This window comes from Microcoleus sp. A006_D1 (assembly GCF_036702805.1).
Taxonomy (GTDB): Bacteria; Cyanobacteriota; Cyanobacteriia; order Cyanobacteriales; family Microcoleaceae; genus Microcoleus.
Genome location: NZ_JAUBVZ010000005.1, coordinates 215,403 through 241,666, shown reverse-complemented (window position 1 = coordinate 241,666; position 26,264 = coordinate 215,403). Strand labels below are relative to the sequence as shown.

23 protein-coding genes are annotated in these 26,264 nt (G+C 46.3%); 16 read left to right on the top strand and 7 right to left on the bottom strand.

The features are described 5' to 3' along the window. Nucleotides 1–165 precede the first annotated feature (165 nt). The gene (locus QUB68_RS11505; RefSeq protein ID WP_332992360.1) at nucleotides 166–1,203 is read right to left on the bottom strand and encodes a YihY/virulence factor BrkB family protein; all 1,038 of its coding nucleotides are present in this window, start codon (nucleotides 1,201–1,203) and stop codon (nucleotides 166–168) included. Between the two features lie 256 nt (nucleotides 1,204–1,459). Here QUB68_RS11505 and QUB68_RS11500 point away from each other — a divergent pair, with 256 nt between their 5' ends. Beyond that, nucleotides 1,460–2,095, top strand: a complete 636-nt coding sequence (locus tag QUB68_RS11500; RefSeq protein WP_332992358.1) for a hypothetical protein — start codon at nucleotides 1,460–1,462, stop codon at nucleotides 2,093–2,095. Here the strand turns inward: QUB68_RS11500 and QUB68_RS11495 are convergent. After that, nucleotides 2,092–2,712, bottom strand: a complete 621-nt coding sequence (locus QUB68_RS11495; protein ID WP_332992357.1) for a Uma2 family endonuclease — start codon at nucleotides 2,710–2,712, stop codon at nucleotides 2,092–2,094. The two genes, QUB68_RS11500 and QUB68_RS11495, sit on opposite strands and share 4 nt — an antisense overlap. 155 nt (nucleotides 2,713–2,867) lie before the next feature. Next, nucleotides 2,868–3,992 carry a threonine synthase gene (gene thrC, locus QUB68_RS11490; RefSeq protein ID WP_442923073.1) on the bottom strand — a complete coding sequence of 375 codons (1,125 nt, stop codon included), beginning with the start codon at nucleotides 3,990–3,992 and terminating at the stop codon, nucleotides 2,868–2,870. 120 nt (nucleotides 3,993–4,112) lie between these two features. On the opposite strand from thrC, the gene QUB68_RS11485 reads away from it, so the two are divergent. The 10 genes from QUB68_RS11485 to QUB68_RS11440 all read left to right on the top strand — a co-directional run bounded on the left by QUB68_RS11485 (nucleotide 4,113) and on the right by QUB68_RS11440 (nucleotide 16,212). Next, nucleotides 4,113–4,400, top strand: a complete 288-nt coding sequence (locus QUB68_RS11485; RefSeq protein WP_332992355.1) for a hypothetical protein — start codon at nucleotides 4,113–4,115, stop codon at nucleotides 4,398–4,400. A 242-nt stretch (nucleotides 4,401–4,642) separates the two neighbouring features. Continuing rightward, nucleotides 4,643–5,695 carry a fatty acid desaturase gene (locus QUB68_RS11480; protein ID WP_332992353.1) on the top strand — a complete coding sequence of 351 codons (1,053 nt, stop codon included), beginning with the start codon at nucleotides 4,643–4,645 and terminating at the stop codon, nucleotides 5,693–5,695. A 289-nt stretch (nucleotides 5,696–5,984) separates the two neighbouring features. Next, on the top strand, nucleotides 5,985–7,451 hold the full coding sequence (locus QUB68_RS11475) for an AAA family ATPase (RefSeq protein ID WP_332992351.1): 1,467 nt from the start codon (nucleotides 5,985–5,987) through the stop codon (nucleotides 7,449–7,451). Nucleotides 7,452–7,457: 6 nt separating this feature from the next. Further along, entirely contained in the window at nucleotides 7,458–8,339 is an 882-nt protein-coding gene (locus tag QUB68_RS11470) for a ParB N-terminal domain-containing protein (protein WP_332992349.1), read from the top strand. A gap of 547 nt (nucleotides 8,340–8,886) precedes the next feature. Continuing rightward, nucleotides 8,887–9,987: a Rho termination factor (modular protein) gene (locus QUB68_RS11465; protein ID WP_332992347.1), complete on the top strand. Its 1,101-nt coding sequence runs from the start codon at nucleotides 8,887–8,889 to the stop codon at nucleotides 9,985–9,987. 157 nt (nucleotides 9,988–10,144) lie between these two features. After that, a complete protein-coding gene (locus QUB68_RS11460; protein ID WP_332992345.1) occupies nucleotides 10,145–10,942 on the top strand; it encodes a Uma2 family endonuclease in 798 nt (265 codons plus the stop codon). Between the two features lie 246 nt (nucleotides 10,943–11,188). Next, on the top strand, nucleotides 11,189–13,102 hold the full coding sequence (locus tag QUB68_RS11455; RefSeq protein WP_332992343.1) for a serine/threonine-protein kinase: 1,914 nt from the start codon (nucleotides 11,189–11,191) through the stop codon (nucleotides 13,100–13,102). An 80-nt stretch (nucleotides 13,103–13,182) separates the two neighbouring features. Beyond that, on the top strand, nucleotides 13,183–13,452 hold the full coding sequence (locus QUB68_RS11450) for a hypothetical protein (RefSeq protein ID WP_332992341.1): 270 nt from the start codon (nucleotides 13,183–13,185) through the stop codon (nucleotides 13,450–13,452). A 434-nt stretch (nucleotides 13,453–13,886) separates the two neighbouring features. After that, complete coding sequence (locus tag QUB68_RS11445; RefSeq protein ID WP_332992339.1) at nucleotides 13,887–15,230, top strand: EAL domain-containing response regulator; 1,344 nt, start codon at nucleotides 13,887–13,889, stop codon at nucleotides 15,228–15,230. Nucleotides 15,231–15,543: 313 nt separating this feature from the next. Then, on the top strand, nucleotides 15,544–16,212 hold the full coding sequence (locus QUB68_RS11440) for a response regulator (protein WP_332992338.1): 669 nt from the start codon (nucleotides 15,544–15,546) through the stop codon (nucleotides 16,210–16,212). Nucleotides 16,213–16,360: 148 nt separating this feature from the next. Here the strand turns inward: QUB68_RS11440 and QUB68_RS11435 are convergent, their stop codons facing one another. Next, complete coding sequence (locus QUB68_RS11435) at nucleotides 16,361–17,089, bottom strand: pentapeptide repeat-containing protein (RefSeq protein WP_332992336.1); 729 nt, start codon at nucleotides 17,087–17,089, stop codon at nucleotides 16,361–16,363. Between the two features lie 314 nt (nucleotides 17,090–17,403). Continuing rightward, nucleotides 17,404–18,603, bottom strand: coding sequence for a phosphoglycerate kinase (locus QUB68_RS11430; RefSeq protein ID WP_332992334.1), 1,200 nt, complete (start codon nucleotides 18,601–18,603; stop codon nucleotides 17,404–17,406). A 184-nt stretch (nucleotides 18,604–18,787) separates the two neighbouring features. Here QUB68_RS11430 and QUB68_RS11425 point away from each other — a divergent pair, with 184 nt between their 5' ends. The 3 genes from QUB68_RS11425 to QUB68_RS11415 all read left to right on the top strand — a co-directional run bounded on the left by QUB68_RS11425 (nucleotide 18,788) and on the right by QUB68_RS11415 (nucleotide 22,070). After that, on the top strand, nucleotides 18,788–19,198 hold the full coding sequence (locus tag QUB68_RS11425; RefSeq protein WP_332992332.1) for a universal stress protein: 411 nt from the start codon (nucleotides 18,788–18,790) through the stop codon (nucleotides 19,196–19,198). 328 nt (nucleotides 19,199–19,526) lie between these two features. Beyond that, nucleotides 19,527–20,393 (top strand): ribosome biogenesis GTPase YlqF, encoded by an 867-nt coding sequence (gene ylqF / locus QUB68_RS11420; RefSeq protein WP_332992330.1) that lies wholly within the window; start codon nucleotides 19,527–19,529, stop codon nucleotides 20,391–20,393. 63 nt (nucleotides 20,394–20,456) lie between these two features. Beyond that, nucleotides 20,457–22,070: an adenylate/guanylate cyclase domain-containing protein gene (locus QUB68_RS11415; protein ID WP_332992329.1), complete on the top strand. Its 1,614-nt coding sequence runs from the start codon at nucleotides 20,457–20,459 to the stop codon at nucleotides 22,068–22,070. A 143-nt stretch (nucleotides 22,071–22,213) separates the two neighbouring features. Here the strand turns inward: QUB68_RS11415 and QUB68_RS11410 are convergent, their stop codons facing one another. Next, complete coding sequence (locus QUB68_RS11410) at nucleotides 22,214–23,029, bottom strand: MOSC domain-containing protein (RefSeq protein WP_332992328.1); 816 nt, start codon at nucleotides 23,027–23,029, stop codon at nucleotides 22,214–22,216. Between the two features lie 219 nt (nucleotides 23,030–23,248). Between QUB68_RS11410 and QUB68_RS11405 the strand changes: the two genes are divergently transcribed. Beyond that, the gene (locus QUB68_RS11405; RefSeq protein WP_332992326.1) at nucleotides 23,249–23,959 is read left to right on the top strand and encodes a carbonic anhydrase; all 711 of its coding nucleotides are present in this window, start codon (nucleotides 23,249–23,251) and stop codon (nucleotides 23,957–23,959) included. Nucleotides 23,960–24,275: 316 nt separating this feature from the next. On the opposite strand, the gene QUB68_RS11400 is transcribed toward QUB68_RS11405, so the two are convergent. Then, nucleotides 24,276–25,463 (bottom strand): tetratricopeptide repeat protein, encoded by a 1,188-nt coding sequence (locus tag QUB68_RS11400; RefSeq protein WP_332992324.1) that lies wholly within the window; start codon nucleotides 25,461–25,463, stop codon nucleotides 24,276–24,278. 298 nt (nucleotides 25,464–25,761) lie between these two features. On the opposite strand from QUB68_RS11400, the gene QUB68_RS11395 reads away from it, so the two are divergent. Continuing rightward, nucleotides 25,762–26,037, top strand: coding sequence for a GlsB/YeaQ/YmgE family stress response membrane protein (locus tag QUB68_RS11395; protein ID WP_332992322.1), 276 nt, complete (start codon nucleotides 25,762–25,764; stop codon nucleotides 26,035–26,037). The last annotated feature ends 227 nt before the right edge of the window (nucleotides 26,038–26,264 follow it).

The following is a 26,264-nucleotide window of genomic DNA, read 5'->3' as shown; positions in this document are numbered from 1 at the left end:
ACTGATTTTTCTGTCTTTTGTTGCGGGTATCCTCAGCACTTTACTCCGTAGGTAAGCCAGCATCCGGCAAATAATAAAAGAAGGAAGAATGGGTTATTATGAAATAATAAATAACCACCAACTAATGCCAAAAATTTTTCTGCCCTATGCCCTATGCCCTATGCCCTATGCCCTATTACCCATTATTTTAGATTGTTTAATTGCCTTTCCCACAGTCACATTTAACTGAGCTCCGAGCAGCATCGCCAAACAAGAAAGATAGAGCCACAACAACAACACAATAAAAGTGCCGATCGTGCCATAAGTCCAACTGAAATTGCTTAAATGCAAAACATAAAACCGAAACAAAGCCGAAAGCAGCGCCCACAAAATAGCAGCAAAAACAGCTCCCGAAAAAATCGGAATTTCTCGTTGGTGGCGGCTCGGCCCGTAGCGGTAAACAAAGGCAAAGGCAACTGATATAATTCCTAAAGAACTCGGCCACCGCCACAGCCGCCAAACAGCTAACAGTTCCGATTCTAAAGGGCAATTTCCGGCCGGTAGCAAGCAATTTTGGACATCTTTTAAATTGCAATTGGCGACGGACTCCAAGAAGCAACTCTGACGGGCAATAGCTTGCACAATTAAGTCGCTGACAAATACAGCTCCCGATGCTAGAATTAACAGCACAATTGTACCGATACTCAGCCCTAATGAAATAAGTTTTGCTTTCACAAAAGAGCGAGTTCGATCGCCCTGGATTTCATGGATGCGATCGAGCGCAGCCATCGCCGCGCTCATGACGCCAGAAAATGCCCACAGCGATGCAAAAAAGCTCGCGGAAAACAGCCCTTTATTGCGAGTTAAGAGAATTTCTTTGATTAAGCCGCGAACTAAATTGCGAACGTCATCGGGTATAATTTCCCCCAACAGACCGGCGATTTGATACAGTGTTGACTGCAAAGGTTCAAACAGGGCGATCGCCGACAAGACAGCCAACAGCCCCGGAAACAGCGCCAACATAGAATTGTAGGCCATTTCGGCAGACAGCCCCGGCAACCGCTGCTCTCCCGCTTTCACTGCGACTTGCTTGAGCGTGCTCCAAGTTAAACACCGGCAAAACTGCCAAAAATCACCAAATTTGCTTGTGACAGCTCTCAGCAGCCTCAAAAGTGCCTTCAAAAAAGCTAAAATTACGTAGCGCAACCAGTAATAAATGTTCATATAGTCCTTGCTCTTGAGCAGTGATGTATGTCCGACAATGGGTAATTGGTAATTGGTAATTGGTAATTGGTAATCGCTCGCGCTTGACTGAATTCAATGGAGAAGCGCTATAGTTAGTTGACAGGAGACGGGAACGAGAAAATGCAAAATGGATGCAGGGCGATCGACAAACTGGAAATCAAGAGCGTTAATTAATTAAGCTATTACCCATTCGCAATTACCAATTATTCAATTATTCAATTATTCAATCAACAATATGTCTCAAGATATCAGACAGTGGTTAGATGAAATTAAGCGGCTGCAACAGCAGTTGACAGAGGTTTCGCGCGATCGCGATGAGGCAGGTGAAAGTGCCGCTCAGTGGCGCCAACTCTACAATACTGAAGCCGAGCAGCGCCGGAATGATGCTAAGTTAACTCAGCAAAGCATCGATGCTTTGTCAGCGCAGATAGAGGAATTGCAGAATTTCTACCCGATTGCGCCCGAAGGTGACGGTGCTGGAGTTGCTCGCCAGCAGGAAGTCGCACAACTGCAAACGGTTGACGAACTTAAAACTAAGTTAGCAGAAGTTCTCGAAGAGCGCGATCGCGCGATCGAACAAATTAAACAACTGACTCAAGCCCTCAAGCAAGAAGAAGCCCGTCACGCCGAGACTAGCACAAATTTAACCACCGCCCTCGGAGACGCCGTTGACTTGCTCACCAAAGCACAAACTGTTCCTACTACCAAAATGGCACCAGCATATTCTTTAGAAATAGTACCTACTCGCACCGCAAATCCCGGCGAAACTGCGCTCGAAATCCGCCAAACTCCCGCCCAAACCGGTCGAAATCCTGCCCAGCTTCCAGCTTCTAAAAATCAGTTACTAGATTTACCACCGTTTGGAAATTAGGCATTGAAAACGCCACTTGCTGCGAAGATTAGTTGTGCGGTTAGCTGCAAATCTGGCAAAATTGACGAAATCAGTCGATCGCCCTTTTGAAACAACTGTCTTTGATATTCATCTTCTCGCAGCGTACAAATTGTAATTGTGGGCTGTTTCGGTTTGCCAATATATTCTCTCCCACCCATGCCCAAATAATCAACAATCCAATACTCAGGAATTCCCAGCAAGGCATAATCTTCAACTTTGCGGGCGTAATCGTTTTGCCAATTGGTACTCACGACTTCAGCGATTAGTTTAATCGAGTTTCCCGATGTAATGACAGGTTCTTGTTGCCACAATGGCTCATTAATCAGTCGAGTTTGATCTAATACCAGCACATCCGGGCGAAAGGCTGTTGTGGTTCCTAATAGTTTGATGAGACAGCGATGGGGAATAAAGTAGGGTAAATCCAGACGGTCAATTTCTACATTTAATTTCCGTCCGAGAAACGCGGATACTTGTTCGTGCGGCCCTGTTGGTTCCATTTCGGTTAATTCACCATCGATTAGTTCGCAACTATTGCTATCGCCGTAGTTAGCAATAAATTCATCAATAGTTAGAAGTTTTGGAGGTGATTGAACCATGATGTTTGTTCCTAAATCCTAAATAAGATTTTTATGAACCGCAGAGGGCGCAGAGGACGCAGAGGAAGAGAAGAGAGAGAATATCACAAAGACTTTTCAGTTATACAAGAAAATTTCTTCCTTCTTCCTTCTTCCTTCTTCCCTCTTCCTTCTGCTTAAAATCCCATCGCGCCAGCTACTGCATCCAAACTCGGAGCAATTCCTTGTTTAAAGTTGTTTTTGCTGTGATTAATTGCTGTATCCGGGTCTTTCAAACCGTTACCGGTGAGCACGCAAACCACTGTCGCTCCCGTAGGAACTTGGTCTTTTACCTTCAGCAAGCCGGCTACAGAAGCGGCGCTTGCTGGTTCGCAGAAAATGCCTTCCTCGGATGCTAACAAGCGGTAAGCGTCGAGAATTTCTTCGTCGGTGACAGCAGAAAAACTACCGCGGCTGGCTTCGGAGGCGGCGATCGCCTGTTTCCAGCTAGCAGGGTTGCCGATCCGAATTGCTGTCGCCAAGGTTTCTGGGTGCGCCACCGGTAGGCCCGTTACCAACGGTGCTGCTCCGGCTGCTTGAAATCCCATCATCCGCGGCAGGCGCGAACATTTGTTTACTTGGTGGTATTGACAAAAACCCATCCAGTATGCTGTGATATTTCCCGCATTTCCGACGGGAATGCACAGCCAGTCTGGGGCGTCGCCCAAAGCATCAACGACTTCAAAAGCGCCGGTTTTTTGACCTTCCAAGCGGTAAGGATTCACCGAGTTGACCAATGTCACCGGATAATTGACAGCCATTTCGCGGACAATTTCTAAGGCCCGATCGAAATTGCCGACAATCGAAATCACTTCCGCACCGTAAAGCAAGGCTTGCGCCAGCTTACCCAAAGCCACGTAACCTTCGGGAATCAACACGAAAGCCCGCATCCCCCCACGTCGGGCGTAGGCGGCGGCGGAGGCCGAAGTATTGCCGGTACTGGCGCAAATTACTGCCTCGGCACCAGCTTCCTTCGCCTTGGAAATCGCCATTGTCATCCCCCGGTCTTTGAAACTACCAGTGGGGTTGAGGCCGTCGTATTTGACCAGCACGCGCACGTCTCTACCGATGAGAGAGGCGATCGCCGGTGCTGGAATCAGGGGAGTATTGCCCTCGTGGAGTGTGACTACCGGCGTGGTTTCCGTCACCGGCAGGTAGGGGCGATAAGCTTCGATCAAGCCCGGCCAGCCGTAGTGTTTCGGCGAGGCTATGCGGGCTGCGGAGTTAGGAGCAGAGTGAGTAGCAGGTAGAATCAGGGTCACGATGTCAATGGTTTTAGGCAATGGCCAAGGAATTTACACTAATTTTAGCTCGATCGGTTAATTTGATGTTTAATACGATCGGTTCAGGTTAAAGTAACTTAATGGTGTGAGTAAGTAGAAATGTCTACCCAATTACTAATGTCAAATAATTCATCCACTCTTTCTCGGCCGCAAGTCACGGCTAGCAATCCCGAAATGGCTAGTTCTGCTACTCTACCGACCAGTTTTGCCCGAAAACTAGATTCGGTTAAGTGTCCGTACCAAGCCGATCAGCAAGTTAAGTTCCTGCACCTGCAAGCGGAAATCGACTCCTTGCTCCTGCAAGTGCAAACCCTCAAACAGCAACGCTCTGTTGCTGGCTCTCAAGTTGCGATCGGCCAAAATTCTGCTGTCAGCAACGGCAATTAGCAGTGACAACTCGTGCTAATTGTGCCGCCCCTGTGGTATAAAAAGTAAAGTTTTGTTAACCGCAGTGTTTTTTTAACCAAAAGCGCTAGCCATCTCATCTGCGGCTAGCGATCGCTAGCATTTGCTAAAACGCGCTTGCCTACTGCTCAACTCGTCTGCTGATTGCCGGCAACGAGCTGATATTTTACTGCGCTAATTTTGTTAAGCCACCCACAAGGCACACGGAGAATCGAAATCAATTTATGACAGCATCGATCGAAAAACCACTAAATTTGACATCCGCAAGTGACACCTCCAACCTGCGCCTCAAAGATATTCTCAAAACCCTGCCGCGCGAAGTTTTTGTCAAAAACCCCCGCAAAGCTTGGACAAAAGTCATCGTCAACGTTCTTCTAGTTGCTGTCGGTTATTTTGGCCTAGCAGTATCGCCTTGGTATCTACTTCCCTTGATGTGGATTTTCACAGGCACCGGATTAACCGGTTTTTTTGTAATCGGCCACGACTGCGGACACCGGTCATTTGCCAACCGCCGCTGGGTAAACGATTTAGTCGGACATCTCGTATTTCTGCCGTTAATTTTTCCGTTTCACGCATGGCGGCACGGACACAACTACCACCACAAGCATACCAATAAAATTGGTGAAGATAATGCTTGGCAGCCGATGACAGCAGCCGACTACGCTGCCGCGCCCAAAGCATTACAAATAGCTTATAGTTTAATCTTCGGCCCGATGTGGTGGATTGGCTCGATCGCCCACTGGGCAAAAGTACACTTTATTTGGTCGCGCTTCAAAGAAGGCCAACAGCGCGAACAAGTCAGATTTTCGGTTTTGGTAGTTTTAATCGGTGCTGCGATCGTATTTCCGACCTTAATTGCCACCACAGGCATTTGGGGATTCGTCAAATTTTGGTTAATGCCCTGGATGGTTTACCACTTCTGGATGAGCACCTTCACCATTGTTCACCACACAGCACCAGACATTTCATTTAAATCACCAGAAGAATGGAACGAAGCCCAAGCTCAACTATCGGGAACAGTTCACTGCGACTATCCCCGCTGGGTTGAGTTTCTGTGCCACGACATTAACGTGCACGTTCCCCACCACCTTTCAACAGCTATACCCTGGTACAACTTGCGCCTCGCCCACAGCAGCTTGAAGGAAAACTGGCAACCTCATCTCTACGAAACCAAGTTTTCTTGGTCTTTAATGAAGCGGATTGCCGACAACTGTCACCTGTACAATCCGGCTGGCGGCTATCAGACATTAGAGGAATTTCACGCTCAAACCAAGTAAGTTTGAAACGCGATAAATCCTTGAGAAACCCGGTTTTATTTAACAAACCGGGTTTTTTCAATATCATAATCCGTAGCGAAAATAATTGATAACTATCGCTTTTAGCGGAGTCTCGATCCCCCTAAATCCCCCTTAAAAAGGGGGACTTAGAGCATTTCCTGTCCCCCCCTTTTTAAGGGGGGCTAGGGGGGATCGGCGGGCCTAATAGTCAAACAGTAAATTACATTGGACATATTTGTTGACACCAATTACCCATTCCCCATTTCCCATTCCCAATTCGCAATGAAACATGAATTTCAATCCCAATAACTGTCGCAACGAAAGCGAAGTAGAAAGCAAACTCATTGTCAGTTATTTGTTGCCAAAACTGGGCTATACCCCCGACACTTGGCACCAAGAAATCGCCTTTGGGAATATTCGCCTAGACTTCCTCTCATTTCGCATCCAATATATGCCCCTAATGCTCGATACAGACTCGTCGATGAGTGTAGTCATTGAGGCAAAACATCCCAACCAAAAACTAGACCGCCATCTGCGAAAACTCAATCGCTATTTAACAAGTTTAAGCATTCGCTACGGAGTCATAACTAACGGTAAAGAAATTAGAATTTACGAAAGAGTCAGCGATGATATTCAGCTAGTCTTTCAGTGCGCCGGACAAGATATTGAAACTAGAATTGATGAAATTATCGCTTTAATTGGCAGAGATAGTTTAAAATATGTAAACAATCCAGATGCTCTCGAACTGGAAGATAGTAAAATCAATTTAGTTAGTCCTGAGTTAATTAGCGAAATAGCAGTACAACAAAACAATCCCGCCACTGCAAAACCTGAGCCAAGTCAAATCTCAGAACCGGAACAAATACCTGATTTAATCGTTCCCCAAACAAGACAAAACACTATGAAAATCATTGCAGTTTACCACAACAAAGGCGGCGTTGGCAAAACTACAACTGTAGTCAATTTAGCCGCAGCCCTGAGCAAGCAAGGTAAAAGAGTCCTAGTCATAGACTTAGACAGTCAAGCAAATACAACTTTTGCGACTGGTTTAGTCAAATTTGATGATGAAGAACAAGACGATTTGAAAGATTGCAATATCCTGCAAGTTTTGCAATCAGAAGATTTTTACTCCATCAGCGAAGTAGCACGCAAATCTAACTTCTGCAATCCCGAAATTGATGTAATTCCTTCCCATATTGATTTGATGTACTATGAAACGGAACTAAATCAACTAGATTATAGCCGCATGATTTTAATTCAAAAACTAGCAGAAGTAGAAGACAAGTATGATATTGTACTGATTGATACGCCACCATCTTTGAATTTTTTCGCCAGAGTTGCCTTAATTGCTGCTGATTATTTAATTATTCCTTCTGACTTAAAGCCTTTTGCCAATCAAGGATTGATTAATGTCAAGGATTTTATTAAAAAAGTTAATGGATTTAAAAAACAAATTGGCAAGAAACCGTTAGAAGTTTTAGGCATACTCCCTTGCAAAATATCCAGTAATAGTAAATTTGTACAGTACAGTTTGCCCAAGCGAAGAGAAGCAATTCCCAAGCGCTACGGCCTGGAAATCATGGAAAGCGTAATTTACGAGAGAGAGGATTTAGCAAAGTGTGCAGAACTATTTAAAATCGTGGGAAATATGGAAATCGCCGATCCGATTTCGGTGCTCGATTTTAAACCCGATTGCACCTCATCCCAAGAATTTGAAATGCTAGCTGAAGAAGTTTTGGCAAAAATAGGTAAGTAAAAATTCATGAAAAAATTATCTCCGTCACTGGTGGCAGTGAAAAGAATTACATCCGCAGTGTCGCGTTCCAATTTTGCCGATCGCGATTTGGATAAATTAGCTAGACTGATTTTAGATGCAGGAGGCTTGATTAATCCGATCATTGTCCGTCGTACCAGTATGGATGCTTACGAAATAGTAGACGGAGACTTTGAATACTATGCGGCGGCGAGAGCAAAGGAAATTGAACCGCTCAAGGGCGAGACAATCGGAGCATTCATCCTGGAACCAGAAAATGAAGAAATTCTGCTGGAACAACTGGAAATTCTCCGAAAAACCGCAATCACTGAGAATATAGGTGAAAATGAAACTCCCAAAGAGCCATCAATAACTGAGGTTTCAGTTGAAAGTGAAACTCCCGAACCATCATCTAGTTTAGAGCAGCGGCTGACAAATATTGAAGCCAGGTTAGAAACTCAAATTAATGAATTGAAAGCTGAACACGTTCGCGAAAAACAGGTATTAGCGGAGAGAATACAAGAATTTGAAAATCTAATTTCACAACAATTACCTCTGTTAATTGAAGCGCAGTTGGCTAGCAGAATTAATGAGTTGAAATCAGAGCCTGCATCGGAAAAACCGACTTTGGTAGAGACGGTACAATCAGTTGAACAGGTAATTTCTCAACCTATGTCGCTGTTGGCCGCACTGAATACTCAAGATAAAATTCAACTGGGGGCGAATTTGAAAGATGCTGGGCTGAAGCCTCCCGTTATACAACTAATACTCAAAGAGCGAGATGTGCGGCCGTTTGTCTCATTTGCTAATGTGGTGGAACGTATTAAAGGGTTAACTGAGAAAACAATGATTAAAATTATTGATTACTGGCAAAACACTCATAAGTTGTGAGTCTTCTAAATTGTATTTTTTGGGGCGATGCTCGGAGCAACGCCCCACAAGAGTTGAAACCTGATTTGTGAAAGGTAATTGACTAGGAGTCAAAATACTCACAACTTGCCATTTCCGCCACACCTGAACACGCCAGCCCGTTAGCGAAGCCCTCAAAGACGATCGCCCGATCGCCAAAAAAAGTAAAGATGAGTTAAGCAGTGTATAATTTGTGTCCCACAGCCAGTTAAACTCATCACAGTCGATTTTTTGTAGGAATTGCAGTCAGTTTTGCCGTTAGCGTTCGCCTCGATTTAAAGCCCGCCCCTACGGGGGCTGCGCCAACGAAGAGGATCGCCCGGGCCCTGTGCGCACCGCCAGCCGCACAGGTACAGCACCGGGCGATATCTCCCCCAGATCGCAGAGTGTAAGTAAGGTGTTTGTCTCGCACCCTATAATTAGATTTCTTGGGTTAGTCCTGTCGCACTTAAAACGCAGGCTGTAAAGTGCAAATATACATAATTACCCAAAAACCAGATTTTAATGACAAAAGGGGACTTGTAACAAGATGGATCGATCGCAAGATCAAAACCGAATAGTAGAATATTTGCGGATTAAGCCAATTAGTCACAGTCAGATTTATACTTCCCAAATTGCGGTACCAGAGACTCAGGGGGGGGAAATCCCTCGCGAACGCCGGGAAGCTCTCAGGAGAAGTCTCATCGAGCAAGGCAGCAACTTAATTCCTTTAATTGTACGTCCTACTGAAGCTTACAGCAACGAAGAAGAATACGAAGTTGTCTGCGGCTCAGATTGGTGTATTGTGGCGAAAGAACTCGGCATCGAGCAAATGTGGGCGTGGGTTTTTGAAATGACCGACGAGGAGGTAGTTGCGGCTCAAGCAGAAATGGAACATTTAGCTCCGCAGCCGACTCAGAAAACTGCACAAATTGAGACTCTACTGCAACAATTTGAGCTCTCATTTCAAAAAAAAGTAGAGAGTCTAACAAAACAAATAGAACAATCTGTTAAAAAGAATGAAGACCTGCTAAAAAAGCAAGTAAAAGCTCTAACTGAGCAGAACTTTGAGCGCGATCAAATAGAACAGATTAAGCGTCTGATCGAACAAGTTGAAAAAACATTTCACGAAAAGGTAGATAAATTGGCTAAAAAAGTTGAACAATCTGGTAGCGATAGTTCTCCGGAATCGGCGGTGATTTCTGAGATGAATCTTGAAGGTGCGTTGAGACAGTTGGATGAACTGGAAAAACTGCTGTCAATAAAATTAGAGCGCACAGTCCTAATAATTAATCAGTTTGTGGGCGATGCGATCGCAGATGTTGAAAATGACCTAAAAAATCAAATCGCCACGCTCCGCCGCCAACTGGGAGCCGCTGCGACGCACTCAGACATACAGCCTGAGACACAGCCCAAAAAGCAGTCGAAGACGCAGCCGAAAACTCAGCGTCAGAAGCAGTCGAAGGCGCAGTCGAAACCTCAGCTACCGCAGTTGCAGTTGGAGTTACCGTTTCCGCCCCAAGAAGAAGACTATGACACTCTTTCGCTGAGACGCTTGAAGGCGATGGGCAAAGACCGGAAAGTGCGGGGCTACGCGCGCATGAAACGACCGGAAATTCTGGCGGCTCTCAGACAAGCTGACGGCAAATAAATCGATAAGTGGTAATATTTAAAGACTAATTGTTTGGTGTTCGATCGCACTTTTTGACCAAAAGCGCGATCGCCCTTTCAGAATATATAGTCCTGGGCATTCATATGAAAACGTTGCTAAAATAGACACACCACCTCTTACTCCTCCCCAAGCAGCCATGTCCGCAACCGCAGAATTAGCTACTCCCCAAGCAATACCAGAACAAGAAATACCAGAACAAGAAATACCAGAGCAAGAGCTATCAGAACAAGAGCTACCAGAACAAGAGCTACCAGAAAATGTTATCGTTCCTCCAGTCGATTTATATAGTGATGAACCTCAAGTGGAAACAGAACTGCATCTCCGACAAATAATGCTGCTGTTCAAATGTTTAGAATGGTTGTGGCGAGATAGAAATAACTTCTATGCTGCTGGCAACCTCACTATTTATTACAGCCCCAAGCAACTTAAATCGAAAGACTTCCGAGGCCCAGACTTTTTTGTGGTACTGGGAACTGAACGCAAAACTAGGAAAAGCTGGGTAGTTTGGGATGAAGACGGAAAGTACCCGAATATCATTCTTGAAATCCTGTCGCCGAAAACAGCGAACATAGATAAAAACTTTAAAAAACAACTCTATCAAGATACTTTCCGCACTCTGGATTACTTTTGGTTCGATCCAGAAACTTTAGAATTAGCTGGGTTTCATTTGGTAGATGGGGAATATCAACCAATTGCACCAAATGAATTAGGCTATCTGCGGAGTCAACAGCTTGATTTGAGTTTGGGAATTTGTAGCGGACAATTGCGTTTTTTTACGGCAGCAAATGAACTGGTTCCTACTCCTGAAGAGGTTGCAGAAAGGGAGACAGGGCGAGCTGATGCAGAAGCTCAACGAGCCGAACAAGAGACCCAAAGAGCCGATCGCCTGGCCGCGAAACTGCGAGAATTAAATATCGATCCCGAGACAATTTAGCGCCCCCATCCTCCCAACAACACGGTTGATTGCCCGGTGTATTTGAGTGCGATCGCACAAATGGCACAGTCGCTCGACTTTTATAGCAGGAAACCGCTTTTTTGACAATGACCGCAGGGGATAGCTACGCTGGCGATCGACTCATCAACACAGACAAACTATGTCAAGATTGATCTCACGATTAATTAGCGCGATCGCCCAAAACTCCCAGCCTCAATCAAGCGTAACAATCCGACGCAAGTTTCAATGAACAATCCCATCTACCCCGACATAACTCTCAACAACCACTACCGCATCGTCCGCGAATTGGGACACGGAGGCTTCGGGCGCACCTACCTCGCTGAAGATGCCCACCGATTTAACGAACCCTGCGTTTTAAAAGAATTTGCGCCCCAAGTACAAGGAAGTTACGCCTTACAAAAATCCGAGGAACTCTTCGAGCGCGAAGCCGGAGTGCTCTACAAGCTGCAACACAATCAAATCCCGCGCTTCCGCGAAATGTTTCGAGTCAGTATTATCGATCGAGGCTACCTATTTCTCGTCCAAGACTACGTACCAGGTCAAAACTACCGCTTTTTACTGGATGCCCGCAAGCGTCAGGGTTTGCGGTTCATAGAAGCAGAAATCAATCAACTGCTGATCCAGATTTTGCCAGTGCTCGAATACATTCACTCCTTGGGAGTGATTCACCGCGACATCTCCCCGGATAACCTGATCCTGCGCCTGTCTGACGGAATGCCCGTGCTGATTGACTTCGGCGGAGTCAAAGAAGTCGCCGCCACCGTAGAATCTCTGTTTGCTGAAACTAACAATACTCCCGCCCCCGCGACTCGGATCGGCAAACTCGGCTATGCTCCCGTCGAACAAATGCAAATGGGTATCGTGTATCCGCACAGCGATTTGTACGCTCTCGCGGCTACGGTTTTGGTGTTGCTGACGGGGAAGGAACCGCATCAATTGCTCGACAGTCAGACGCTGAATTGGAACTGGCGGGCGGAATGTTCCCTATCTCCGAATATGTCCCTGGTGCTGGATAAAATGCTCGCTCACCAGCCGAGCCAGCGTTACTCCTCGGCTCGCGAGGTTTTGCTCGCTCTCTCTGGCAATCCGCCTTTACAGCCCCAACCCCAGCCATCGCAACCTGCATATTTTGTGCCCACACAGCAACCGCCGGAGTTGTCGCCCATACCCCTGGCCGCCCCCGTCCCGAAACTGCCGGGAACTCCGGTGCGAGGTTCTGCGATTAACAATCAGCAAAAGATGCCTGCTTGGAAAATGGTTTTGTTTGTGGTGGCGGTGCTTTCAAGTATGGGGGGAATTGGCTGGTTTGCGGGCAATTATGTGTTAAATCTGCAATCAAAAGTGCAGAAGATTCCCGTGACTCCAGGCCCGAAACAGCAGCAAGAGGATGCTTTGCGCGATCGCTTTGCCAAGCTCAAAATTGACGATCGATTCTATAGCGGTTACGTCAACCTTGTAGACGAGACTTTCTATGCCAAATACCCGGAATTGGGCGGGCGGCTGTTAAAAGAAGGCGACGACGATCGCCAATGGCGCGAAAGATGGCAGAAAATTGGCGACGAGTTGCTCGACAAGCTGGAAAACCTCAGCAGCGACGCTAGAGCGCGGTTGGGCAGTTACGACACCGCCGATCGCGATCGCTGGAAAACGGCAGTTAACAAGCTGAATTTGAGCAGTCGGGCGCTGTACGATTTGGCTGATGCTAAGTTCTTTTATTGGTTTCCGCAACAGTCGCGCGATCGCAATATCATCGATTTGCCGATCGGACAAATTTGGCAAGCAATCACCGCCGACGCGCTCACAGCTTTGCAAGCAGGATCAACTGTCGAAAGCGTTGAATTTGGCCGTCGCGCTGCCAGCAAAACCCTCACGGGCAATCTCAAGCCCGGAGAAGGCAAAGCTTACATTGCCCGGTTCGCTAAAAATCAGACTTTGCGCGTGAATTTGCAAGCTCCGCGCAAATCTACTCTGCTGTCAATTTATTCTCCTGGGAGCACAACCAAAGCTCGGGTTTTGCTGCAAGATGCAGAGGATCTGAGTTGGTCTGGATTGCTGGATGATGCTGGTTTTTATGAATTTGTGGTGGTTTCTCAGTCATCAGAGCCGATCGCCTACGAATTGAATCTGGCGACGGAATAAGGGCTATTGACGCTACGAGTGCGATCGGGCGATAATGAGGTAATCCCGATCGGGTAAATTTTCCGGTTCAAACAAAGAATATGCTGAGATTCGCGATCGTAGCTTTAGTAACTTTGGGATTAGTATTAGTGACCGCATTTGGTTTATATCCCGCCACTGCCACAGTCAGCAATCCCGAATTTTATGCTTGGAACTTTGCCTCTGTAGGTAGCAGCGAGCTGGTTTGCAAAAAGACAATTGTAGTTCCGCAAGACCAGATCCTTCCCTCATCCTCAATGCAGGCTGTTAGTATCAATTCTGCAATTGTAGATGACAAGTTTTGCGCCACGTCCACTAAGCCTGTGAATTAAGGCAGTCCATAACATGATGTCCGCTCGAACGACACAATAAAATAGGTTTGTAGTGAGGAATAAATTCCTCATAAAAATCCGAGGACTAAAGTCCTCACTACGAACACTTTTTTTATGGCGAATTGACCGGACATTATATAAAGCTTGCCACCATCCGCGCGAAAGTGTTGACGGCATTTTTTAGGAGAAATAACCGATATTTTCTCATAAAAATTTATCAAAATAGTCTGGCGCAGCAGTTTTCTGCTCTTGAAAGCGATCGAACTCTTCCGATTTTTGCCAGTTCTTTAACTGTGACTTAAGAACCAATGGAAAACCATTAGCCAAATGGCTAATGATTTATTGGCTAATTGGCCTAATCAGTAACTCATTAGTTTGAGTATGCTAGAGTTAGTCAGGTTCTGATATATAGTGCCATCTGTAATCTAAGTATCATGCTCAAAATTTTGGTCATTGAGGACGACGAATTAATCCGGGAAACTCTTCTGCAACTCCTGGAATCTCACAGTTACCGGGTGATTGTGGCAGAAAACGGTCGATTTGGGGTGCAGATGGCACTGGCGGAGATACCCGATTTAATCTTGTGCGACGTGCAGATGCCGGAACTCGACGGTTATGACGTGTTGCGGACGCTGCGGCAAAACTCCCTAGCTGCAACAATTCCATTTATTTTCCTCACGGCTCAAAGTGCCAAAACCGATTTTCGTCGGGGGATGGAATTGGGAGCCGACGATTACCTGACAAAGCCGTTTACTAAGGCTGAACTGCTGGGAGCGATTGATTCTCGCGTCTCGAAACGGCAAACAATTACCCAACCGCTGACAGTCGCACTTCACCAAGCAGAAGCCCGACTCAAAGATTTAGTTAACGAATCGACCAAAGTTCCGGTACTTTGTCCCGAAAAGTTAGCTCTGGAAGCTCTGCTGCGCCGCGCTTTAGCACAAGGTGAGTTTCAGGTATACTACCAGCCGCAGGTGAACATTGCTACCGGACAAGTTATCGGCGCCGAAGCTCTGGTGCGCTGGCAAAATCCCGATCGAGGTATAATTTCTCCGGTCGAATTTATTCCCTTAGCAGAAGAAACAGGTTTAATCATTCAGATTGGCGAGTGGGTACTGCTTTCAGCTTGCGCTCAAGCCGCTAGCTGGCTGGCTGCGGGGTTTTCGCCCTTTACAATATCCGTAAATTTGTCGGCCCGGCAGTTGTCCGACCCGGAACTCAAGGCCAGAATCGTGCAAATATTAGAAACTACAGGCTTGGAGCCTGCTAATTTAGAATTAGAAATGACCGAAAGCGCTTTGGTGGAAAATGCCACAGTCGCAGGCGCTACATTAAACGAACTCAAAGCTCTAGGAATTCGGATTGCCATTGACGACTTCGGCACCGGTTATGCTACTTTAGGATATCTGAAGCAATTTGCTTTTGACACTTTAAAGATCGATCGCATTTTCGTGCGCAACGCCAACGAAGACGCTCAAAATGCTGCAATTACCACAGCAGTAATTTTACTGGGTCACAGTCTGAAGATGACAGTAATTGCTGAGGGAGTAGAAACAGAAGCAGAACTAGCTTTTCTGAAACAGCACAACTGCGATATCATGCAGGGATATCTGTTCAGCCGCCCCCAACCCGCACCGATAATTGAAAGTATGCTGGTTGCCGGCCAGCGTTTGTTGGCGCCGCCCCTAGCAGCACCTGTTCGCGTTGTCCCTTTTGTACCCCTGTCCGAACCCGAAAAATCTAAAAACCTTTCCATGTCGGGCCTAGGAATAGTGTAAGTCTCACAGGATTTCTGTATAATAGAATAAAATTCGTTCTTTTAGCTGCTATTTTCTGAGGGAAAGTTGACGCTCTCTTGTAAAAAGTTGTAGCTTTTTAGAGAGACGAATAGAAGAAGGAGATTTTACCGCAACATCCCTCTAAATTCTTACCATTTTATTGGATCGGCGCCCGTAATTGGACTATTTGAGGAATTGTGGCGTCTTGAAAGCGGGAACCTTTATCAAGTTGCAGCAGCTAAACTCAATTAAGTTCCTACTTTTGGAGCCGCAGTTTCAACAACTGTCAACTGTGAATTGGTGCAAGGCCCTCATGGAAAGAATATTAGTGGTTGACGACGAAGCAGACTGTCAAACAGTCTTAGCAATGTACCTGGAAAGCCAAGGATACCGGGTTGAATGCGCTAATTCAGGCGTTGAAGCGCTCTCAATTTTTGAAAATGCCCCCCCAGATTTGGTCATTTCAGATGTGATGATGCCGGAAATGGACGGGTTTGAGTTTTGCCGCCGCCTGCGTACTACCCGTTTGGGACAGTTAGTCCCGTTTATATTTTTGTCAGGTCAAGGCGAGATTGAGTCAAAAGTTGAAGGTCATGCGATCGGCGCTGACGATTATCTGGTAAAACCTTTTCAGTCTGAAGAAATCTTAGCTAAAGTGAAAGCGCAGTTAGAGCGCTCCCACCGCATACACGCCGAGATTGTCCGACTGCTGCAAACTTCTACCGCCTGGGCGCCGGAGCCAAAAGTTGTCGCAGTATTGCCAGCAGCACCAGCACCTTTACCTCTAACACCAGCCGAGGAAAGAGTTTTTTGGGAGGTGATTCAAGGTTATACTAACAAACAAATTAGCGATCGACTGTTTATTAGCCCCCGGACTGTACAAGCTCATTTAGGCAGCATATTCAGCAAACTACAGTTAGAAAATCGGGCCCAGCTTGTGAAATTTGCCCTAGAAAGAGGATACAAACCACCACAAACTTAGCTAAAATCTCAACAACCTAGGGCGCGCCTGCCCTTAATTACCCCTCATAAAAATGGTTTGTAGTGAGGACTTTAGTCCTCATCCATCTGAGGACTAAAGTCCTCACTACAAACCTTACTGATTGTGGTAATTCTCTTGGGAGACGAGACTATTCCACATTATTGAAAACACAATAAGGAAAAGTAGTTATCACACAAACCCCCGGCCCCAAATTCGTACCCCGCAAGTTGGCACGCTCCAAATCAGCCTGCCGCACATTATTAGCAGCATCGATATTTGTGCCACTCAATTGAGCCTTAGGAAGCCGAGTATTTGACAAAATAGCATTCTGCAAATTAGTATCGCGCACGTCAGCAAAAGACAAATCCGCCCCGCTTAAATTCGCGCGACTCAAATTCACTCTAAACAGCAGCGAACGCCGCAAATCCGCATTCGACAAATTAGCTTGCAGCAGATAAGCTTCGCCCAAGTTAGCATTAAAAAGTTTAGCACCGCGCAAATCAGCTCTCGTCAGATTTGCTCGCCCCAAAAAAGCATTAGACAAATCCGCATTTCGCAGATTAGCACTGTCCAAATCAGCCCCATACATCTCCGCATTAACTAAATTAGCATTCGCCAAATTAGCACCACTCAAATCAGCTTCCAGCAAATTAGCTTCATAAAGATTTGCACCGCTTAAATCAGCACCTTTTAAATTAGCTCTGTACAAACTAGCCTTAAACAAATCAGCATTTCTCAAATCGCAGCCCTCGCACTCCTTAGTTTCCAGCAATTGCCTGACATGATCTGGATTTTGAGCTTTGACGGGAGCTGCCAGCAAAAACTGGGCTAAAACTGCTACAGTTGCCGTTACACTTGCCAAGATTTTAAGTTTCACAAACAAACCTCACTGCCACTTCAGACCAATTATACTCCCAAAATTTGCGATCGCTAGACTTGCGGCTGGTAAAAGTAATATTATGTCCCTGAATAACTCCAATATAAAAGGTTTGTAGTGAGGACTTTAGTCCTCTGAATGCGGACTAAAGTCCTCACTACAAACCAATTTTATGAAGCTGGTTCTAGTAGAGACAATGTAAGTCGGGAGAAGGCAGAAATTTCAATAGCATAGAAAACTAAAAAAATAAGTTTTTTTTTAATTGACAATTGTCTTGAATTCTGCCTTCAATCTTCTACCTGCTATCCGAAGATTTAAGCCTCATCTAAAGCCGCAACACCAGGCAATTCCTTACCTTCGAGCAATTCCAAACTAGCACCGCCGCCAGTAGAAATGTGGCTCATTTGTTCGCCCAAATTCAACTGTTCCACAGCCGCCACCGAGTCACCGCCGCCGATAATTGTGGTAGTACCAGTTTTAGTAATCCCCGCCAAAGAATGGGCAATTCCTTCCGTTCCCGCAGCAAACTTCTCCATCTCAAACACGCCCATCGGCCCGTTCCAGATTACCGTTTTGCAATCTGCCAAAGCATCTTGGAAAGTTTTCACAGAATCCGGGCCAATATCCAAACCCATCCAACCGTCGGGAATGTTCTCAACAGGGACAATTTTAGTGTTAGCATCAGCAGCAAACTTATCAGCAACTACCACATCAGTAGGCAACAGAAAAGTAACTCCCCGTTCCTTCGCCTTAGCTTCCAAAGACTTCGCCAGTTCCAGCTTGTCATCTTCTACCAAAGACTTACCAACGCTCAAACCGCGAGCTTTGTAGAACGTGAACACCATGCCGCCTCCCAGCAGCAATTTGTCGCACTTTTCGAGCAGTTTTTCAATGACTCCAATCTTGCTGGAAACCTTAGAACCGCCGATAATAGCAGCTAAAGGACGCTGAGGATTGTCGATCGCACTACCGAGATATTGCAATTCCTTCTCCATCAAAAACCCAGCCACAGAAGGACTCAGATACTTAGTAACGCCCTCAGTAGAAGCGTGAGCCCGGTGAGCCGTACCAAAAGCATCATTCACATACAAATCAGCAACAGAAGCCAACTTCTTCGCAAATTCTGGGTCATTTGCTTCCTCTTCAGGGTAGAAGCGGACATTTTCCAGCAACACCACATCGCCATCAGCCATCGCCGCCACAGTAGCAGCCACTTCATCACCGATGCAGTCGTCAGTCTTTTTGACTTCCTTCCCCAACAATTCCGACAGCCGCTTAGCAACCGGAGTCAAGCGCAACTTCTCCGTCACACCCTTGGGACGGCCGAAGTGGCTGCACAAAATGACCTTAGCGCCCTTCGACGCTAAATCCTCAATAGTCGGCAGAGCCGCCCGGATGCGAGTATCATCGGTGATATTGCCGTTGTCGAGCGGCACATTAAAGTCCGCCCGCACCAATACCCGCTTGCCCGATAAGTCCGATGCCGATAAATTTGCTACAGTTTTTTTGGTCACAGGATTAACCTCCTAATATTTGTGTTTTTGTCTAATTCCGTTGAAATGGCGGCACTCGTCACTTGCACTTGGGGCCTCGGACGCATTCAACCGCGCCCGTACAAAAAACGGAAGATGAAACAAACGGCACTGATTGGCTCAACGTAAATATTTTATCGGAGTCCGCGTCCGGGAAATGCGAACTATGTTCAAGACTGTCTTATTTCCTGTAGATCAAAGCCGAGAAGCCCGCGAAGCCGCGGAAAAGGTTGTCAATATTGTGAAAACCTACGGCTCTCGTTTAGTTATTCTCTCGGTAGTCGAACCCCCAGCCGAGGAGGGCGAGGCACCGCGAGAGGTGATGAGTTCCCCCGAAGCCGTCGCCAAACTGCTGTCTGAGGCTCAGTCGATGTTTTCCCAGCAGGGAATTGAAGCTGAAATCATAGAAAGAGAAGGCAAACCGGCCTTCACGATTTGTGATGTGGCTGACGAAGTTGGGGCAGATTTGATTGTGATGGGCTGTCGGGGGATGGGTTTAACCGATGATGGGGCGTCTGACAGCGTTACCAATCGGGTGATCAATCTGTCTCCTTGTGCAGTTTTGATTGTGCCTTAGTCATTAGTCATTAGTCATTGGTCATTCGTCATTAGTCATTAAGTTACCTGTTATGTCATGTCCGAGTACATCAACGTAGATTCTTTAGGGGCGAGTTCACCCGTATCTATATGTGTAAATCCAGGGTATGCGTAAACCCGCCCTGACTAATGACTGCTGACTAATGACTAATGACTCCTGACTAATGACCAATGACTAATGACTACCCTTCGGCTTCGCGAGCGGGTAAAATGACTCCTGACTAATGACTCCTGACTAATGACTAATGACTAATGACTAATGACTGCTGACTAATGACTGCTGACTAATGACTAACTACTAATAACTAATGAAAATTCACTGGTATCCCGGTCACATTGCCAAAGCTGAACGGGCATTAAAAGAACAGCTAAAGCGCGTAGATGTGGTGCTCGAAGTCCGAGATGCCCGCATTCCACTAGCGACTTACCACCCGCAAATGCCGACTTGGGTGGGCGGCAAGGCGCGAGTATTGGTGATCAACCGCATGGATATGATTACGCCTAGAACCCGCGATGCGTGGGAAACCTGGTTTGAATCTCAGGGCGAAACTGCCTATTTTACCAATGCCGAACACGGGCAAGGAGTACACGATGTTTCCGATGCTGTCCAGGAGGCTGGGGTGCAGTTAAATAAGCGTAGATTCGATCGAGGTATGCTGCCCCGTCCAGTCCGAGCCGTGGTGATGGGCTTTCCCAATGTCGGAAAATCTGCTTTAATCAATCGGCTGTTAGGGCAGAGAGTAGTGGACAGTGCCCGCAGAGCTGGAATAACTAAATCGCTCAGATGGATTCGCATCTCTGACGAAATTGAGTTATTAGACGCCCCCGGAATCATCCCCACCCGCATTAACAATCAAGAAAATGCCATAAAATTAGCTATTTGCGAAGATATTGGCGAAGCAGCTTACGACAATCAGGTAGTAGCTGCGGCTATGGTAGATTTGCTCCTAGAGCTTGAGGCTGCTGATGAAACTTTGATGTCAGTAGCTGGTTTTAAATCCAGGTATAAATTAGATATAGCATCTAGTAATGGTGAAGATTATTTGCATGAGGTAGCAAAAGACAGGTATAAAGGAGATGTCGAACGAACGGCGCGGCAGATGTTAAACGATTTTAGAACAGGTGTGTTGGGTCAGCTTACTTTGGAGTTGCCGCCGGCTCGATCGGACTCGTAAAAGATTTCATCTGATGAATTCAAGTCTTATCAAAGCCTTGAAAATTCAACAGTGGTGCTGTATATGAATGAACTGAATCTGGAACTGCAAGTTAATGGAATCGTCGAAAAAACCGTGCCTGTCGAAGGCGACGAATTTATTATCGGTAGGTTGCTTGAATGCGATTTGCAACTGCCTTTTTCTGACATTTCCCGGCACCACACCCGCTTGTTTAAAATAGCTTCAGGGAATTGGCTAGTGGAGGATATGGGCAGTACCAACGGGACGCTATTGAACAACAGTCCCCTCAAGCACCGTCACTTAGTCAATCAGGGGGATGTGATTTATCTGGGACACCGGATAAATTTGATTGTCGTTTTACCCGATCGCTCCGACCCCCAACTTCCCGAAATCGGCACCATGCCCGAAGGAGTTACCATCCTCGGCAAAGCCAAAGAACTGCAAAAACAGTGGATAGAACCAGACACAAAAATCGAAAGAAACTACGAACAAGCTATCTCGCGTTTAAAATACTTGGTCGATATCGCGAAGTATTTGAACACCGCTGAATCCATCGAAGCAATTTTCGATCAAGTCCAGCAAATCGTGTTCCGCGACATCAAAAATATTGAACGTTTAGCCCTATTGATAGACTTCCAAAATAACGGCGAATTGGAAGTAGTTAAAACTGCCGCCAGAACCACAGCTAAAAATAAATATATCCCCGCTGACGGCAGTTGGATCGGCCGCACTATTTGCCGCAAAGTATTGGAGGAACAAGTTGCTCTCAAAACTGCCGACGCTCAGTTTGACGAACAGTTTGACGACAATATGAGTATGATCGACAAAGGAATTCGCACGGCAATCGCTGTTCCTCTCTGGGATGAAAATACAGTTTTTGGAGTGCTTTATGGCGACGCTCAACTGACTTCTAGAGAGTGGCGTCAGGGCGGAGATGAAGACTTGAGCTTTTTTTCAGCTTTAGGAAATATCGTCGCTTCCAGCGTGCAGCGGTGGCTGCTGACACAGAAACTCCGCACCGAAGAAACGATGCGGCAAAGATTGGAACGCTATCACTCTCCGGCTGTGGTGCAGCATTTAATGAATACGGGGACTTTAATTAACCACCGCCTGCCCCCTGTAGAACGCGAAATCAGCATTTTGTTTGCAGATATTGTGGGCTTTACTGCGATGTCGGAACGGTTGAGTCCCCCTGAAATTGCCGGATTGCTCAACAATTTTTTTGAGGAAATGCTGCAAGAAGTTTTTGGGGAAGGAGGAACTTTAGATAAGTTTATTGGAGATTGTATTATGGCATTTTTTGGAGCGCCGGAACCTCAACTCGATCATCCCGATCGCGCTGTGGCGGCCGCTTTAGGAATGCTCAACCGCCTTGACGAACTCAATGCAAATAATAGTTTGGGGGAACGGCTGCAATTGCGGATTTCTATTAACAGCGGTAAGGCGATTATTGGGGATGTTGGCAGTTCTAAAAGAGTTGATTATACTGTGTTGGGTTCGACAATTAATCTGGCTGCTAGGATGGAGCGAATTTGTCTCCCGGGGGAATGCGTGGTGAGCGAAGCTACTTACAAGTTGCTGCGATTTCCCGAAAGTTTTGAGCCGATGGGAGATTTCCGCTTTAAAGGAATTGACAGACCGATCGCAGTTTATCATACCAACAGAAATCTAAGGTAATTGGGCATGGGGCATGGGGCATCGGGCATGGGGCATCGGGCATGGGGCATGGGGCATCGGGCATGGGCCAAACAGGGAATTGGTAACAACAGTCAACAGTCACCTGACGATGCCACTGAATTTGGAATCAAATCCTCATAAAACTAATCAGGAATGGTATTAAATAGGGATTTGCTGACGCTGAGGATTTGAACTTCATCTCCTATATGTACTTTTTTTCTGCCTGCTTGATGTGGCACTCGCGTGTTAACTATCAGCCGACTAAATTGATTTAAATGCCATTTTTTTAGCAAGTCAGGCATGATGTCCTTCTGCTTGGCTATTAGTAAATTTTTTAAATTGGGAGCAGCTTCTTTCGCCGCAGAATTTCGCGTAGATAGGAGACAGGGCTGACCGGGATTAATAGCTTCAAATATTACTGAGCCTATTTTAAACTTCACAACTTCATCGGCTGCTCCGAAAAGTTGGTCTTCCCAGAAAGGTGGGACATCTCCTATTTCAATATTAGCTCGCAAGCGATGGCGCATCTCGTTAACACAAACCCTCGGAAACCAAGATGCTACTTCGGCAATTGTTGCGGTACTGATAATGGTTGGCCCCGGTGCTGCGGTATCGTCGGGAAAGCCTGTCAGCAAGTTTTCAATTAACTTGACGGGGAAACCGAAGTAGTTGCTCAACCAATATTCTATTCCTGGGCGTTCTCTATCTACATTAAAAAAAAATTCTTGTTCGGTGTCTTGAATTTTTAGGCCAACAATTCTCTGTTTGATATCAAATGATAAGCGCAGAAAATTGACTCCGCTGTTGCGCTTAGTGTTAACAAATTCTCCTGCTTCGTCGCAGATTGCCAAAGAGCGATCGCCTTCTAGAGCTCCGCTGGCTAGAATAGTGGCTTGACTGACAGCTATGCCGTCAAGGGACTTGACCGGATAGATATGAATGCTGGCGACGTAAGACATTGTGATTCATTGATAAATAATTGTCGTTTTAGATACACTATAGCATTCCCCCGGAGGCAGAAGGATGACCGCCGTTGAGTTTATGAAACAAAAAGGGGCAACTTTTTTGAAGTTTTGATTTTGCCCAAGCTACTTCTAAAGAAAAATTAAAGAATTCTGGCTGAGTTTGTGGTAGATATTATGCTAATGAATAGAAAAATTTGAACCGAGTTGCAAGCAATGACTGAAAGCGAAAGAACAGACAGGATTTCGCGACGTAATCTGATGTTGAGGGCTGGTGCAGGGATTCTGGCGGCAAGTATTGCACCAGGACTCTTCAAAACTGAAGCCGCCAATGCAGAGGCACTCTCAAACATCACTCCCGACGCCGCACTCAAGAAATTGATGGAGGGGAATCGACGCTACATTCAGCAAAAACGGACTTTTCCTGACCAAGCCCGATCGCGAATTGTCGAAGTAGCACAGGGTCAACATCCGTTTGCCACCATCCTGGCTTGTTCTGATTCGCGGGTTGCCCCGGAAATTATTTTCGACCAAGGATTAGGGGATTTATTTGATATCCGAGTAGCGGGAAATTTTCTCGACGATGGGGTGCTGGGAAATATGGAATATGCCGCACTAGAATTAGGGGTTCCGCTATTAGTAATTCTGGGTCACGAACGTTGTGGTGCTGTGAAAGCAGCTTTAGATGGCAAAGCTGTTCCGGGTCACATTAGCACTTTGGTGGCAGCGATTAAACCAGCCGTTGATGCTACAAAAAATCGATTGGGCGATGCCTGGGATAACGCAGTCAGAGCTAATGTGAAAATGAACGTAAATAAGTTAAAATCTGCGTCGCCTCTTTTGGCTGAAGCCGTGAAAGCGGGCAAGCTGAAAGTTGTTGGAGGGCACTACGATTTGGATAGCGGCAAAGTAGAGATAATTGCTTGATTTGGCTGGTGTTTTTCTGAATTTGTAGGGGTAGTGCCAAGAGTATTGGTGTCAACTTAAGACTAAAGCCCTTGATAAATCTCGCTTTTAGCCTAGTCCCGATCCCCCTAAATCCCCCTTAAAAAGGGGGACTTTGACGCTCCTGTCCCCCCCTTCTTAAGGGGGGCTAGGGGGGATCGAGGGGTTAATCGTAAGAGAGCAGGCTGGAACTACGTTTAATATTAAGTTGACACCAATGTGCCCCGCCGTGCTTACCCCTTCGGGGATCGAGGGGCCACCACGGGGGATTGCCCCTACAAATTATTTCGTAACAAGTTTAGATTAAACCCATTTCTTGCAGTCCCCGGCGCAGGCGTTCTGCTTCAAAGGGGCGACGCTGTTCGTGAAGGGCGATCGCTCTTTTGAATTCTGCTAAGCTTTCTGGCATTTTGCCAATTTTCAGCAGCGCTACTGCCAAATTTTGATGGGCTTCGGCGTGTTCAGGATCGATTTTAATGGCTTGTCGGTAATAGGCGATCGCATCTGCCAAATTTCCGGCTGCTTTTAGCGTCAGTCCCAAATTGTAGTGACCTGCTGCAAAATTGGGGTCAATTTTTAAGGCTGCTTTGTAAGCTTTTTCAGCGGCGTTGAAATCTCCTTCATCTTTGAGCAAATTGCCCAAATTATTGTAAGCACCTAACTTAATCGCCGGGAATACATCTGTATTAATTGCGACTTGATAGTGTTCTTTGGCTTTGACGAATTGCTGCTGCTGGCGGTAAGCAATGCCTAAATGATAGTTGAGTTCGTAAACAATAGAATCATCAATTGCGGTAGCTGTCAAGCCCCTAGTTAATAAATTAATTCCGCGCTGAAGTTGCCCGCTTTCTACGTACAGCGCGCCTAATTTGCTGCAAGCATAAGCGTCGTTTGGATAATAAGCTATGTAGCGTTCCATTGCTGCTTGAGCTTTTTGGAATTTACCTTTGGCTGCGATCGCATCTTTGTGATAACCAGAGTGCCAAATCGCCACATCGGGGAGAGAAGCTATTTTCCATTGCGGTTCCCTGTGCAAAATCTCAGCCACGCTGTCGTCAACCATGGCGTGGTACGGGCGAGAGAAGCGGAGGTTGGGGCGATTGCGAAACAAGCGCGACACTAGGGAATAGGGAGATTGAGATGCGCCGATTTCTTGGCGGATGAGATTGATTAGCAGCAGTCGATCGCTCTTAATTGCCTGCTTAATTTGAGGTACAATCTCCGGTACCAAAACCTCATCGGCATCCAACACCAAAATCCAGTCGCCTTGGGCGTGCTTCAGAGACTCGTTGCGCGCCGCTGCGAAGTCGTCGCACCATTCAAAGTCATAAACTCTGGCCCCGGATTCTCGGGCAATTTCACGGGTGCGATCGCGCGAACCGGTATCTACTACAACCATTTCGTCAACAATACCCTTCACGCTGTCCAAAGTCCGCGACAGTGTTGCTTCTTCATTTTTCACGATCGTGCACAGAGTCAGATTCATCGGGGGCAAACTTTCCTAATTTGACAGAAATATTGTAATTTTTTTTACCACTAAAACACAAAAACTCCCAGAAAAAATTCTCCTATTTCCCTTTTGCCTTGAGCATAAGTACCTTTGTTGCCTAGAAAAATTGGGTTAACTCTTTTGAGATATTAGAAAGCCTCAAACTCGGAGGATTCATGAGACATCCTACCACTCTAGGTTCCTCCCTACGGTAGAGGAAAGGGCGGGATATCAGTTGTTATTCTTAGAACATAAGACAAGGCAGACAAAAGTTAAGCACTCAGGAGAAAGAGAAATGGGAAATATTATTGCTTGGATTGTTTTAGGACTGATTGCCGGTGCGATCGCCAAAGCCATTTATCCGGGAACTCAAGGTGGCGGTTTTCTGGCAACAACAGGTTTAGGAATTGTGGGTGCCATAGTGGGAGGTTATCTAGGTCAAAGCTTAGGGTTCTATAGTGCGGCGGGAGCTTCCGCCGGAGCATTTAGTCTAGCTAGCATAGCTTTTGCAGTCATAGGTGCGATCGTGGTACTTTTCATCTGGGGATTGTTAACTCAGCGTGCAGCATAATAAATATTGCCAATTCCCAGTCGATCGACTTTTAGGGTATTCATAAACCCGGTTTCTTCAAGAAACCGGGTTTTTCAGTATATCGGACTCGGCGGTTGAAACTCGGCGGTTGAAACTCGGCGGTTGAAACCGCTACTACACAAACAAAACCCGCCTCCGCGGGTTGAAGATTAGACTCGGCGGTTGAAACCGCTGCTACACAAACAAAACCCGCTGCAAGCGGGTTG